The 12,861-nt window shown below is 40.3% G+C and carries 12 protein-coding genes; 6 read left to right on the plus strand and 6 right to left on the minus strand.

Annotated features, from left to right (window positions below; all coding sequences use genetic code 11):
• Positions 1–35: 35 nt before the first annotated feature.
• From V7K38_RS02160 to V7K38_RS02170, 3 genes are all read right to left on the minus strand, one after another.
• A complete protein-coding gene (locus V7K38_RS02160) occupies positions 36–974 on the minus strand; it encodes a cation diffusion facilitator family transporter (protein ID WP_334855089.1) in 939 nt (312 codons plus the stop codon).
• 30 nt (positions 975–1,004) lie between these two features.
• Positions 1,005–2,249 carry a permease gene (locus V7K38_RS02165; protein WP_334855090.1) on the minus strand — a complete coding sequence of 415 codons (1,245 nt, stop codon included), beginning with the start codon at positions 2,247–2,249 and terminating at the stop codon, positions 1,005–1,007.
• Positions 2,250–2,570: 321 nt separating this feature from the next.
• Complete coding sequence (locus tag V7K38_RS02170; RefSeq protein ID WP_334855091.1) at positions 2,571–3,383, minus strand: SDR family oxidoreductase; 813 nt, start codon at positions 3,381–3,383, stop codon at positions 2,571–2,573.
• Positions 3,384–3,756: 373 nt separating this feature from the next.
• Here V7K38_RS02170 and V7K38_RS02175 point away from each other — a divergent pair, with 373 nt between their 5' ends.
• On the plus strand, positions 3,757–4,779 hold the full coding sequence (locus tag V7K38_RS02175; protein WP_334855092.1) for a VOC family protein: 1,023 nt from the start codon (positions 3,757–3,759) through the stop codon (positions 4,777–4,779).
• An 87-nt stretch (positions 4,780–4,866) separates the two neighbouring features.
• Here V7K38_RS02175 and V7K38_RS02180 read toward each other — a convergent pair whose 3' ends face one another.
• The 3 genes from V7K38_RS02180 to V7K38_RS02190 all read right to left on the minus strand — a co-directional run bounded on the left by V7K38_RS02180 (position 4,867) and on the right by V7K38_RS02190 (position 7,063).
• Positions 4,867–5,304: a hypothetical protein gene (locus V7K38_RS02180; protein ID WP_334855093.1), complete on the minus strand. Its 438-nt coding sequence runs from the start codon at positions 5,302–5,304 to the stop codon at positions 4,867–4,869.
• Positions 5,305–5,603: 299 nt separating this feature from the next.
• Positions 5,604–6,146 (minus strand): DoxX family protein, encoded by a 543-nt coding sequence (locus V7K38_RS02185; RefSeq protein WP_334855095.1) that lies wholly within the window; start codon positions 6,144–6,146, stop codon positions 5,604–5,606.
• Positions 6,143–7,063 (minus strand): SMP-30/gluconolactonase/LRE family protein, encoded by a 921-nt coding sequence (locus V7K38_RS02190; protein WP_334855096.1) that lies wholly within the window; start codon positions 7,061–7,063, stop codon positions 6,143–6,145. Before V7K38_RS02190 ends, V7K38_RS02185 begins: the two co-directional genes overlap by 4 nt.
• Positions 7,064–7,711: 648 nt before the next feature.
• Between V7K38_RS02190 and V7K38_RS02195 the strand changes: the two genes are divergently transcribed.
• From V7K38_RS02195 to V7K38_RS02215, 5 genes are all read left to right on the plus strand, one after another.
• On the plus strand, positions 7,712–9,307 hold the full coding sequence (locus V7K38_RS02195) for a GMC oxidoreductase (RefSeq protein WP_442940739.1): 1,596 nt from the start codon (positions 7,712–7,714) through the stop codon (positions 9,305–9,307).
• A 38-nt stretch (positions 9,308–9,345) separates the two neighbouring features.
• Complete coding sequence (locus tag V7K38_RS02200) at positions 9,346–9,702, plus strand: hypothetical protein (RefSeq protein WP_334855098.1); 357 nt, start codon at positions 9,346–9,348, stop codon at positions 9,700–9,702.
• A 384-nt stretch (positions 9,703–10,086) separates the two neighbouring features.
• Positions 10,087–10,812 carry a two-component system response regulator RppA gene (rppA, locus tag V7K38_RS02205; RefSeq protein ID WP_334855099.1) on the plus strand — a complete coding sequence of 242 codons (726 nt, stop codon included), beginning with the start codon at positions 10,087–10,089 and terminating at the stop codon, positions 10,810–10,812.
• A gap of 39 nt (positions 10,813–10,851) precedes the next feature.
• On the plus strand, positions 10,852–12,186 hold the full coding sequence (rppB, locus tag V7K38_RS02210) for a two-component system sensor histidine kinase RppB (RefSeq protein WP_334855100.1): 1,335 nt from the start codon (positions 10,852–10,854) through the stop codon (positions 12,184–12,186).
• A 249-nt stretch (positions 12,187–12,435) separates the two neighbouring features.
• Positions 12,436–12,792, plus strand: a complete 357-nt coding sequence (locus tag V7K38_RS02215; RefSeq protein ID WP_442940738.1) for a DUF389 domain-containing protein — start codon at positions 12,436–12,438, stop codon at positions 12,790–12,792.
• Positions 12,793–12,861: the final 69 nt, after the last annotated feature.

Below are 12,861 nucleotides of genomic sequence, written 5' to 3' on the forward strand. Positions count from 1 at the left end.
TTCAGCGCTGTAATTGATATTTATTTGATGAAAATTTATTGAGAACTTTGAGAAGCTTTGCGAGCAGCAGTTAAGGATTTAGCTTCAATAAAAATTTGTTTTATTTCAGGATGTTTTTGGCTAATTTTTACCTCTAAGCTTTCTACGGTTAAGGCTATTTCTTCACCTGTAAGATTGCCATAAAATTGAATTTCCAAGTTCAGCAATACTTCCTGTGGAGCAAGTTGCATTGTTAGCACCCGGATAACTTCTTTCACTCCTGGTTCGGTTTTTGACAAAGAACGGATATTAGCTATAGTTTGAGGATCGGCACTTTCACCAACTAACAAACCTTTACTTTCTCTCGCTAGTACCACTGCTACTATAGCTAAGATAATGCCAATAATAATTGAGGCGATACCGTCAAAAGAAACATTATTAAATAGATGTCCTAAAAATATTCCTATTAAGGCAACAAATAGACCTAAAATTGCCGCAGTATCCTCAAATAATATTGTAATTACTGTGGGGTCTTTACTGTTTTTGATAGCTTGCCAAAAATTTTGTTTCCCCTTTGTCGGCAAAAACTCTTTTAAAGCTACAGTCCAAGAATAACCCTCTAATAATATTGCCATACCTAACACAATATAATTCCACATTGGGTCTTCTAAAGGGCTAGGGTTAATTAAATGAGTAATTCCCTCATAAATTGACATCCCGCCACCAATGGCAAAGATAAGGATAGCAACGATAAAAGTCCAGAAATAAAGTTCTTGACCGTAACCAAAAGGATGACTCTCATCTGCTGGTTTTTGGCTTCTGCTAATTCCCAGCAAAAGTAATAGTTGGTCGCCAGTATCTACAACTGAATGAATACCTTCAGATATCATGGCGGAACTGCCAGTAATGGAAGCAGCGATAAATTTAGTAATAGCGATCGCTAAATTCGACCCCATCGCTGCAAATATAGTTTTTCTAGATGAATCAGTTGCCATGATTGTAAATATTAGCTGTTTTCCAGCTTTCTAAATAGGTAAGTTTCTCACAGATTTCCTTCTCCTCTTGGTAACAGCGTAGTGCATCATATTATGGTGTTCGCTATGTTCGCGATCGCTGCTGTCACTGTTCATCATTTTCAGCATATTCGGCCCACCAGTTTTGAAGAACCGCGCAACTAATAAAGCTGCTACAGTCAAAAACAAAATATTCAATACTGTAGTGTAGTTAAATTTGATAGATGCCTCAACTACTTTGGCTTGGTGTTCTTGTGGTATTAAACCCAAAAATTGGAACAGAATTTCAACTATTAGTGCTGCAATTACCATTGCTGTGTAAAAGGCGATCGCTAGAAATATACTAATTTTTAACCCGTAATATTTGCGATAAATATTTAAAATTGGCAGTATAATCAGGTCAGCAAAAATAAATGCTATCACGCCTCCAAAACTAATACCTCCATTCCACAGCACAGCTGCTAAAGGTACATTTCCCACAGAACAAACAAAGGTAAATACTGCGACGATTGGCCCGACAATTGGCCCCCATAATTTAGACCATATAGGGCGATCTGTGAGAAAGAATGCTTGCCAAAAATCATTGGGTATCCAAGCAGCTAAAGCACCTGCAATTACTAATCCCAGGGCAATATCTAACCACACCGAAGCCCAGTCCATGACAAAGTAATGGCTAATAGATGTAAATCCTTTATCAGAAAAAATCCTTTGCCAAATGGAACCTTCTGTTACTGACATATCCATATTGGCGTGTCCTTCCATTTTCCCAGAGAGTCCCCGGTTAGCTTGCTGTTTAGCTGCTTTCACCATCTGGGGTTTGAGGAATACTTTAAATAGAAACACCAATATGAAAATCATCAACAGTCCGCCGACAAACTCAGCTAGGGTAAATTGCCACCCCATTAATACTGCCAAGATAATGCCCAGTTCAATGACTAAATTAGTTGAAGCGAACTGAAATGCGATCGCGGCTGTAAAGTTACCACCCTTGCGAAAGATGGAACGGGCAAGGGCGACAGAAGCGTAAGAACATGACGATGAAGCCGCACCCAAACCACAAGCTACTGCGATCGATTTTGGTGACGCATCTGGTAGTAGCCGACTCATTTCCCCCTTGGAAATTACCGCTTGGACAATCCCTGATAGCGTAAAACCCAAAATCAACGCCCAAAGAATTTCCCAGAACATCGAGAATGTCATGCTGAATGCTTGGAGAATTCCACTAATTGGATCGGTAAAAGGGTTAATGGTGTGCATTTTTATCAATCTCTATCTCTGTCAAAACCTTTTGATACCAATTCGTAATTTGTAGTAATAGTCTGTCAAGAAAAAATTGAGAAATAAATCAATTTTTTCTTCCTTTGCGTTCCTTGCGTCCTTTGTCGTTCGTTACCTTACCCCTCAAAAGTAAGTTGACAGACTAGTAGAAACTTGTAATTCACCTTGTAAAGAAGTAACTTTCCAGTGGGTTTGTTCTCCCTCGCGCCAAAAACGCAATGATACTTTCCTATCTCCCACGGCTAGATTTATCATTCATGACTCTTAATTGGCTCTTTTTCCATTCCCCCTGCTCCTTTTCTAGCCATTCTCCGTAAAACCTGGATATAAAGTCATGCCACCATCTACAAACATGGTTGTACCGTTGACATAATCAGAATCATCAGAAGCCAGCCACACTGCTGCTTTGGCAATGTCTTCCACTTCACCGACTCGTTTTGCGGGAATCAATTTTAGTAACTTCGCCTCGGCTTGTGGGGTGTCCCAAGCTGATTTATTGATGGGAGTTTTGATTGCACCAGGAGCAATACTATTGACGCGAATTTTGTGAGGGGCAAGTTCTTGAGCAATACTTTGCATCATCATATTAATACCGCCCTTACTCGTAGCATAATTAACATGACCAGCCCAAGGGATTACTTGATGCACTGAACTCATACAAATAATCTTACCTGCCGCACATGAAATATCAGGCTTCACACCTCGGCGCAAGAATTCCTTTGCGGCTTCCCTAGCACACAAGAATTGTCCCGTTAGATTTATCCCAATCACTGCATTCCATTGATCGATGGTCATATCTATAAATGCTGAGTCTTTTTGAATGCCCGCATTACTTACTAAAATATCAATAGTGCCAAATTCTTGAAGCGTTTTGCTAAACATTGCCTTTACTTGGTCTTCTTTACTAACATCGGCTTGAATAGCAAAAGCTTCACCATTATCAGCTTTAATATCATCGACAATCTTTTGGGCTTCTTCAGCTTCAGAATGGTAATTGATAGCTACTGCTGCACCTGATGCAGCCAAATAACGAGCTATGGATTCACCAATGCCAGAACTAGCACCCGTTATCAGGGCTTTTTGACCTTTGAGCAGGTAAGGGGAATAACTCATAATAATACTTTCTCAGAATTTTTGTTTGCAAAGTTTGAGGATTGCTGATATTGAAAACTTATGATTCAATTCAAATTTAATTAACCTGTTATCGGTTGAACTTTTTATCCAACTTACACGTTATACTTATGTGTTTGATTTTTGAGAACGATTTTTGTGATTCTGGCATCACTTTAGACGTTTTAAAGAATGAATACTTCTAGCCATTGGAATAATAAATATCTCTACCTAAAGAACTATTAAAATTTCATAGCGATTTCATTATTGGATGAAATCTTTAAAGGATCGGGGTAAGAGCATCTCAATTTTGCGTTTACTTTGCGTAATTCTGCGTTTAAAAATATCATGATTTTATGCGAAGATGCTGTCGAATATGTCTAATCAAACTAATGTACAGGTACAAAGAATTAGAGCTATTGGATTAACGGTCACAAACTGCGATCGCTCTTTAAATTTCTATACACAAGCACTTAATTTTAAACTCGTTTCTGACATCACTGTTGCAGGAGAAGACTACAGCGAACTACAAAGTGTGACTGGAGCAAAAATTCGCATTGTCACTCTACAGCTAGGTGATGAACTTATCAAGTTGATGGAATATCTCAACATTCAGGGTAAACCCATCCCCAGTGATTCACAAAGTAATGACCTGTGGTTTCAACACATGGCGATTGTGGTGAGTGATATGGATCGTGCTTTTGCACAAGTGCGTTCATTTGCGATTGAATTTATTTCAGTTGCTCCTCAGACAATACCACCAGAGAATGAAGCATCTGGTGGTGTTCGCGCATTCAAATTTAAAGACCCTGACGGTCATGATTTAGAGTTAATTTGGTTTCCGCCTGATAAAGGACAAGATAAATGGCATCAAAACAGCGTAGACGCATTCGCGGAGCGTCTCGTAGAGAAGCGAATTGTCGGTAGACATCGCTTGTTTTTGGGAATCGACCATAGTGCGATCGCAATTTCTAACACCGAGCAGAGTCTACACTTTTACCGCGACCTTTTAGGAATGCAAGTCGATAGCCGCAGTCTCAACTGGCGTAGTACTCAAACTCGCTTGGATAATTTACCAGGAGCCGAAGTCAAAATTACAGGACTGCGACCTGTTCAAGATGGTATGGGAATTGAACTGTTAGACTATATTGTGCCGGGAAAAGGTCGGACTATACCGAGTGACTGGAAAAGTTGCGATATTGCACATATACAAATTGAGCTAGTTGTTAATGATATTGAGCAGTTAGTGGATAAGTTACAGCAAAATGGAGTTGAGTTTGTGTCATCGCGGATTGTGCAGTTTAGCGATCGCTCATTCCCTTATCGGCAAGGTTGTCTAGTTAAAGATCCTGATGGACACGCAATCTTGCTAATAGCAGAATCATTTCATAAAACTTAACCACTACTATTCTTAATACTATACGCACTACACATACTATTTATCTAATGCAGGAATGAGTTAGATTACTCTTATCAACTTATCAGTCTATACCCACTGCTCCATATAAAACACACGCAACATCGATTTTATTGCCAGCTTTGCCATTTGTTCTAATTCTGCCTCATGATACTCAGGCTTTTCGAGAAGATCTTCATCCTGGGTTGGATCTTCAACATGTACCCACTTATTTCTAAATTGCCTGAGTTTATGTAAATCATCTTTCAAATCAACTGGCAGAGGGGCATTTTCAAGAAGACGATACAAGCCCCATCCCTTTGTTGCAACAGAGTCAAAATATTCATATCGTAGATGGGATTCAATAGCAGACTGTGCGACCAAAATAGCGGCTAAGTTAGCTCCTGAACAAAATGCTATTTCAGCATCTTTAGCAAGAAATGTTGACCATTCAGAGAGGATTACGCCACCTAGAAGCAATTGCTCATCAAGTGTATTTATATAATCCCACTTCTCTTCCTCGGTCATAATATCTTTGATTTTGAAATATTGGTATTTAGACTTTACCTATCCTGTAACTTATCAAGAATAGTTCTTAGGTTTACAAATTTATGTAACAAATTTATGTAATTTGACAAATATTTACACTTAATTAAAGAAAGTAAGATAATTTTTGTATATTAAGCTGTTGCGCCTTTAATTTACACTAATATCTTTTCAAGATGATTGTGGGGTGGGCATCCTGCCCGCCCTGATAATGCAAGTTATATACGTAACAGCTTATCTTACGCAAATAGATTAGGTTGAATCCTTACATCCTTACGTTTTCACCGTCCAAAAATCAAAGCATCTAGCGAATAAGCACCAGGGCCTAAAACCGCGATCGCTATCAACATAACGCAATACATAAAAGCCTTTTCCCAACTTGGTGGTTCACCTTGTCCTAAAGCACCCTGATACTGTTGTTCAGGAATTAAGTATGGATCTTGGGCTACAAAAGGCTTACTTCCAGTGATATGTAAATATATTGCAAAAATCATTGAGCAGAGAATAGGCAAAGTGTCTAAAAGTGTCAGGAATCCAATAATCAGAAAAATTCCGCCACCTAACATCGATGCAGCTGATAAAAAGCAAAGAAAGATAGGTGTTTTTAGAGACTCAGCCCACTGTTGAAGATGCGTTATTTTTGGATAACCATGTAGTATAAATAACCAGCCAAGGCTAACTCTGAGAAGTAAAAGTGCTAATCCTGGAAATCCGTCAGGATAAACGGGAGAAAGTGAACTTAACAAGTGTGGACTTAGCTGTGGGAAATTAAATGAACCGAGAAAAAAAGCGATCGCTACACCAGTCGCAAATTTATAAATCATTGCTGTACACTACGGGTATTAAGATTGATAGCATATAAGGAATGACCGGCTGTGATAAAAAGGCGATTGCCTTCTTTACCACCAAAAATCAGGTTAGTGGATGTCTCCGGTACAAGAATTTTTCCCAACTGAGTCCCATCGGGGGCATATATCTGCACGCTATCTTCAGAACTCGTAAAAACATTACCATTTTCGTCAACCCGCAGTCCATCAGGTTGTCCTGGATCGATGACTGCAAACACGCGCCCATTTTTTAGATAGCGATCTCTACGACGGGCTACGCCCACGATCTCATACACACGGATGTCATGAGGCCCTCCAGGTATATTAAATGCTGCTGTATCTGAAACATACAGCAGGTTTTCATCTGGACTGAAAGCCAACCCATTCGGGCGCACCATGTCTGTTACTACAGGATAAATCTCACCAGTTACCGGGTCAAAGCGATATACGTAACTTCCGGGTTGTTCCTGTTCGCCGCCGTAACCTTGATTTGGTTCAGTGATACCATAGGGCGGATCGGTGAACCAAATTGTGCGATCGCTTTTCACTACCAAATCATTTGGACTATTAAGGCGTTTGCCTTGGTAGCGATCGACTAAAACCTTCCACTCACCATTGTGTTCGCGGCGGATAATAGCACGCAAACCAGACGAACAAGCAACTAGACGACCTTCCAAGTCACGGTAATTACCACTTTGATAATCAGATGGGTCACGTAGGACACTCAGACCCTCAGTAGGACTCCAACGTAACAGGCGGTTGCCGTGAGCGTCACTCCATACAACGCTATCATCTTCGTGAAAGTAAACAGGCCCCTCACTATGGACTGCACCGTTGGCTAGCTTTTGCAGTGAAGCATTTGGAGATACAATAGCACGCAGGCGATCGTCATAGATTTCGATGATTTCAGACATAGAAATCTCCTATCAATTCAACTCTGTTTTTGACAATGAATTACAGCTTCAAGCTCACACTAATTCATGCTTATAAAACTGGATTTAATATTATTAACAATCTAAATTTAAATCTTACAGATATATTTTGGTCGCATCTTACCAGTTGTTGTTAATTATAAATTTACATATAATACAACATAGACTACTACCATATTCTCTTTCGATTTACCTCCAACTGTAGACATACATTTATCTAACTATTATTAAATTAGATAAAAATAGCCTGATCACATTGTATCGATACAAAAATGAAATTAAAATGAAATGACAGCCTATCTTTAGAGATAAATAAATATTAACCCATTAGGTAGAAGTAATATTGTAATTAAAGTTTTAGTCTGAGCTAGGATATATCGTGAGATTTTTAGAATATTTCCCCGTACTTAGCTAATAAACTCCACTTTTTTTGAAAATAAAAATGATTAATTAAGGATACAGAAAGACTATTTATTAGTTACTAATATTGACTAATAACTCTAGACTTTTCAAAGTGAAGTATGAAATTTTAGTTCTGGCGATCGCAGGGTATGGCGCATTGAAGTTGCACAATTAAGGCACAAAATTTTTTCGTGGATAACTGCATAGATACTACATATATTATGTATGATGAACATCACAGAACACTATGACATTATCATCATCGGTACAGGAGCGGGTGGAGGTACACTGGCTCACCGCCTCGCACCCACAGGTAAAAAAATTCTGGTGCTAGAACGAGGCGACTTTTTACCGAGAGAGAAAGCTAACTGGAATCCAGAGGAAGTCTATCAAAAACATCGTTACCATGCAGATGAGCAATGGTATAACAAAGATGGTAAGGCATTTCAACCTCAGACAGGCTATTGGGTTGGTGGCAATACCAAACTCTACGGTGCAGCCCTAATTCGATTCCGGGAGCGAGATTTTGAAAAGGTAATTCATAAAGGAGGAATTTCTCCAGAATGGCCTTTGAAGTATCAAGACTTTGAGCCATACTACACGCAAGCAGAAAAGCTGTATGACGTGCATGGACAGCAAGGAGAAGATCCCACCGAACCACCTCGTAGCGAACCATATCCTTATCCGCCAGTCAGTCATGAGCCAGATATGCAGTCTCTTGCTGATGGTATCCGCGAACTGGGTTATTATCCATTTCACCTACCACTCGGATTAAAACTTAATGAAAGCGATCGCCTAAATAGTCCCTGTATTCGCTGCGATACCTTTGACGGATACCCCTGTCTGGTACAGGCAAAAGCCGATGCTGATGTTAACGCCATTCGTCCGGCTCGTGAAATGTATGCGAATTTCACCCTTTTAACTAATGCCAAAGTCTTACGCCTGCATACCAGTGAGTCGGGGCGAGAGATTACAAGCGTAGAAACTGAAATCGCCGGCGAGAAACATTGGTTTGCAGGTGATATTGTGGTTGTTGCTTGTGGTTCTGTCAACTCAGCTGCTTTGTTGTTACGGTCTGCTAACGATCGCCATCCCAATGGATTAGCAAACAGTTCCGACCAGGTGGGGCGGAATTTTATGAAACAATTGGAAACAGCGATCGTTTCTATACATCTAGAAGTGAATCGCGCTAACTTTCAAAAAACGATCGCCGTCAATGATTTTTACTGGGGAGAGCCGGATTTTCCTTATCCGATGGGGATGGTACAGAATACTGGTAATGTCCTAGCCGATATGATTCCCGGCGAGGCTCCGCCACTGATGGCTCCCTTTGTTAAATTAATTCCTCATTTTGAGCGCCATTTACTTGCTGAACGTTCGGTTGGCTGGTGGTTGCAGACAGAGGATTTACCAGATCCCAATAATCGGATTCGGGTGGTGGGCGACAAAATTCATGTTGACTATACACTGAACAATACCGAAGCAAGCGATCGCTTAATCCATCGTTGGACATCTGTACTCAAGTCAATTCCTCATTCTGCTAAAAGCGTCCTACCATTTAGCATTTATCCCCGCACCCAGTTACCAGAACAAGCAGTTGGTCATCAATGCGGTAGTTGTCGATTTGGCACTGATCCTAAAACCTCAGTCCTTGATATCAATTGCCGTACTCATGATGTTGATAATCTCTACGTGGTAGATAGCAGTTTCTTTCCCTCAAATTCTGGTGCTAACCCGACATTAACGATTATGGCCAATGCGTTGCGCGTTGGCGACCTGCTTGCAGCAGCGCTGAGTGCAAAGCACACGCTCTGCGAACGCTAACGCATAGCCGAACGCTTGAAATTAAAAGGATAAATATCATGACAAACGATGAACAGCAGATTGAATCTCAACAAATCGGCTCAGATGCAACAGATTCTCATCCCATAGCTACAAGTTTAGGTGCTGTGGGAGGTGGCGTAGCAGGAGCTGCACTCGGTCGCTCAATTGCTGGTAAAGTGGGTGCTGCGATCGGTGGACTTGCAGGAGCGATCGCTGGTGGAGTTGCAGGTAATCAGCTAGTTGGATACGCTGAGGAATTTATTGAGGAACTCCAGCCGACAGTTGGATTGGGATTAGGAGCCAATCACAAACCAATTGAACTACCCAATCATTACAGTTGGGAGGAACTAAAAGCACTATCAAAACCTCAAGGTGGAGAAATCCAACTCACATAAACTAAAAATAACTGAAAATTCAGTAAAATTACTCTTGAGATAAGCTGTTCCAAATTTAAATTGCACATACTGGGCGCTCATGTTGCCCAACGCCACTTGCTTCTCCCAAGGGGAGACACTGTGCGAACAAGTCGGGGAACCCGCCCAACGCAGTGGCTCCCCCACAAGATTTATGTTTAATTCGGTTATGCAAATTAAATGTTTTTTAGCTTATGAATACTTCTTATCTCAAGCAGCAGAAAAATTTCATTTTTGTATGAATCTAAAAACTGTATAGGTATCAGTATTTCTATCTGAAGTAGAATCAAAATTTCATAGTTATTTCACTTTTTCGTGAAATGGTAATTAAAGAAGGCTTTTAGCACTGATAAGCAACGGTTGACTATGCGGCTTATATTAGTTGAAGATGAAGAGGATTTAGGTGCAGCAATTAAACAAGTCCTGAGTCATGAAGCGTATGTGGTTGACTGGTTTCTAGATGGGACTGAGGCATGGCAGTATTTAGAAACTGGCTGGACTGAGTACACCTTAGCGATTTTTGATTGGATGCTACCAGGAGTTTCGGGGGTGGAGTTGTGTAAATGGTTGCGCGAGCGTCAATTAACTCTACCTGTATTGATGCTCACTGCTAAAGACAGAATGGAAGAAAAGATTATTGGTCTAGATAGCGGTGCAGATGATTATTTAATTAAACCTTTTGATATGGCAGAACTGCTGGCAAGATTGCGGGCATTACAACGGCGATCCTCTTACGTAGGAGCAACGCTTACACCCCAACTCCAACCCCGACGCTTACAAGTAGGTTGTCTGACGCTCAATTACAGCACTCATGAACTGACTCGTCAGTATGCTCATGGAGAAAAGCAAGTATTCTCTTTAACTGTCAAAGAGTTTCAATTGTTGGAATATTTCATGAGGCATCCTCAGCAAATTATTAGTCGTGACCAAATTATTAATCAACTTTGGGAAATTGGTGCAGAACCAGTCAGCAATGTAGTAGCAGCACAAATTCGCTTATTAAGACGTAAATTAGGAGAAGAAGACAGCAATTCTTTGATTGAAACTATCTATGGTGTGGGCTATCGCCTAAACATTGATGCTGCTAATTAGCTTAACTTGAAGCAACACGTTGAGCAAGGTTCTAGAAATATGGAAGGCAATCCTATTTTCCGCCAGACTCGCTTACGGCTAGCAGTTTGGTATACGCTAGTGATGGGTGGTATTGTCGGGCTATCTGGTCTGGGCGTTTATAGTGTGGTTGCCCATGCTTACTATGAAACCATAGATCGGGGATTACAATCAGTAGCAAATGCACTCCATAACAGTATTGAAGCTGCTTGGCAGCAACCCGGACAATTACAACGCCTCGCTAAAGATTTTTCTTTAGAGTTATGTGTAGCTAAAACAAACTGTTTGCCGAAAACAGCAGGCATTAAACAATCAATAAAAGAAACAACTAACCAGGTTAATTACTATATACGGTTATTAGATCGTTCGGGAAAACTGTTTGCAAGTGCAGGTATGCAATTTGATAAATTGCCCATTACCTCACTATCACAGCATTGGCAAATTATCACAGATTCTTCTGGCGCTCGATACCGCCAAATCACTTTACCACTGTCTACTCAAAACCAGTTTTCGGGTTATCTACAAGTGGCACGAAGTCTTACTGATTTAGACCAAAATCTTGCTTATTTAAGATTAACTTTGGTGCTAGGGTTGCCAATTTCCATGATTTTTGTTGCTTTGTCTAGTTGGTGGTTGGCAGAAAGGGCAATGCAACCTGTGTATCTTTCCTACCAACAAATGCAACAATTTACTGCTGATGCTGCTCATGAATTCCGCACACCTTTAGCAGCAATGCACTCTACTATTGAAGCTGCTATCAAATTACAGCAAGAGCCAAAATCAAATAGTGGAATTTTGGATGTTCTCAAACGTCAAAATCGTCGGCTATCCCAATTGGTCGGAGATTTATTGCTGTTGACAAGGATAGATCAAAAACAATTAACAAAAGAATATCAGTCTTGCTGTTTGAACGATTTAATTAGCGACTTAATTGAAGAATTAGCATTTTTGGCGATTGAAGCGGAAGTAAACCTTTCAAAGCAAATGCTGTTTTCTCAAAAACTGTCTGTGATGGGAAATGAAGAACAGCTTTATCGTTTAGTTTCAAATTTAATTGTGAATGCAATTCAAGCAACGGCTAGCGGAGGAAAAGTTACCGTTGTTTTGTCAGATCGCGATCGCTACGCGACAATCAAAATTCAAGATACAGGACTGGGAATTGCGCCAGAACATCAATTGCGAATTTTTGATCGCTTTTATCGAGTAGATCGCAACCGCTCCCGCACCTCTGGCGGTTCGGGATTGGGATTAGCGATCGCTATGGCGATCGCCATAGCGCATAAAGGTAATATTCACGTTCAAAGTCAACCTGGGCTAGGTAGTACATTTACAGTTCGACTTCCTCTTTCACCGTGATTTCTGGAAATAAATGTTGCTATCTAGTGCATTATTTATCTTGATAACGATATTCTATGCTAAAGCTTTTATTTAAAATCCAGAATCTAAAATCATTTGATTTGGAGGAGTTTTGATAAATAATATCCGCAATCGCTTTAGGGATTTTAAGCCCAAAAGGGTTGAACCATCACAACTAAAACAGTTGGTACATGAGTTGTTGCAAGAGTCTAGTCTCGACGCAACATATTTGGTTTTGATTATTGGTTCATGTGCGTTAGCGAAGCTCCTCCGAAGGAGATCGCTACATTTGGTCTACTTGCCAATAGCACTGCTGTAATTATCGGCGCAATGATTATCGCACCTCTAATGTTGCCAATTCGAGGTTTAGCCTTTGGTGCATTAATTGGAAATATCATCCTATTTCGTAAAGGCGTAATAGCAGTATTCTTAGGCACATTACTAGCACTTTTAATTTCTTGCAGTATCGGTTGGATCGTTAATCTACCTAGTTTCGGCAGTGAAGTGCTATCTCGCTCCAAACCTAACCTGCTTGATTTGGGTATTGCAGTTGCAGCAGGTTTTATCAGTGGCTACGCTAAGGATAGTGGATTAAATAAGGTGTAACTCTGGTTTAGCGGTGTAATTCCATTGTGGCAAGAATTCATCAAAAAGAATCTTCATATTTGATTTGAA

The sequence above is a fragment of the Nostoc sp. genome (assembly GCF_036917465.1).
Taxonomy (GTDB): domain Bacteria; phylum Cyanobacteriota; class Cyanobacteriia; order Cyanobacteriales; family Nostocaceae; genus Nostoc.

What these genes read in the sequence shown, in the direction of transcription:
- V7K38_RS02160 (WP_334855089.1), bottom strand. Translation starts at nt 974, where the DNA reads ATGGCAACTGATTCATCTAGAAAAACTATATTTGCAGCGATGGGGTCG.
- V7K38_RS02165 (WP_334855090.1), bottom strand. Translation starts at nt 2,249, where the DNA reads ATGCACACCATTAACCCTTTTACCGATCCAATTAGTGGAATTCTCCAA.
- V7K38_RS02170 (WP_334855091.1), bottom strand. Translation starts at nt 3,383, where the DNA reads ATGAGTTATTCCCCTTACCTGCTCAAAGGTCAAAAAGCCCTGATAACG.
- V7K38_RS02175 (WP_334855092.1), top strand. Translation starts at nt 3,757, where the DNA reads ATGTCTAATCAAACTAATGTACAGGTACAAAGAATTAGAGCTATTGGA.
- V7K38_RS02180 (WP_334855093.1), bottom strand. Translation starts at nt 5,304, where the DNA reads ATGACCGAGGAAGAGAAGTGGGATTATATAAATACACTTGATGAGCAA.
- V7K38_RS02185 (WP_334855095.1), bottom strand. Translation starts at nt 6,146, where the DNA reads ATGATTTATAAATTTGCGACTGGTGTAGCGATCGCTTTTTTTCTCGGT.
- V7K38_RS02190 (WP_334855096.1), bottom strand. Translation starts at nt 7,063, where the DNA reads ATGTCTGAAATCATCGAAATCTATGACGATCGCCTGCGTGCTATTGTA.
- V7K38_RS02195 (WP_442940739.1), top strand. Translation starts at nt 7,712, where the DNA reads ATGAACATCACAGAACACTATGACATTATCATCATCGGTACAGGAGCG.
- V7K38_RS02200 (WP_334855098.1), top strand. Translation starts at nt 9,346, where the DNA reads ATGACAAACGATGAACAGCAGATTGAATCTCAACAAATCGGCTCAGAT.
- rppA (WP_334855099.1), top strand. Translation starts at nt 10,087, where the DNA reads ATGCGGCTTATATTAGTTGAAGATGAAGAGGATTTAGGTGCAGCAATT.
- rppB (WP_334855100.1), top strand. Translation starts at nt 10,852, where the DNA reads ATGGAAGGCAATCCTATTTTCCGCCAGACTCGCTTACGGCTAGCAGTT.
- V7K38_RS02215 (WP_442940738.1), top strand. Translation starts at nt 12,436, where the DNA reads ATGTGCGTTAGCGAAGCTCCTCCGAAGGAGATCGCTACATTTGGTCTA.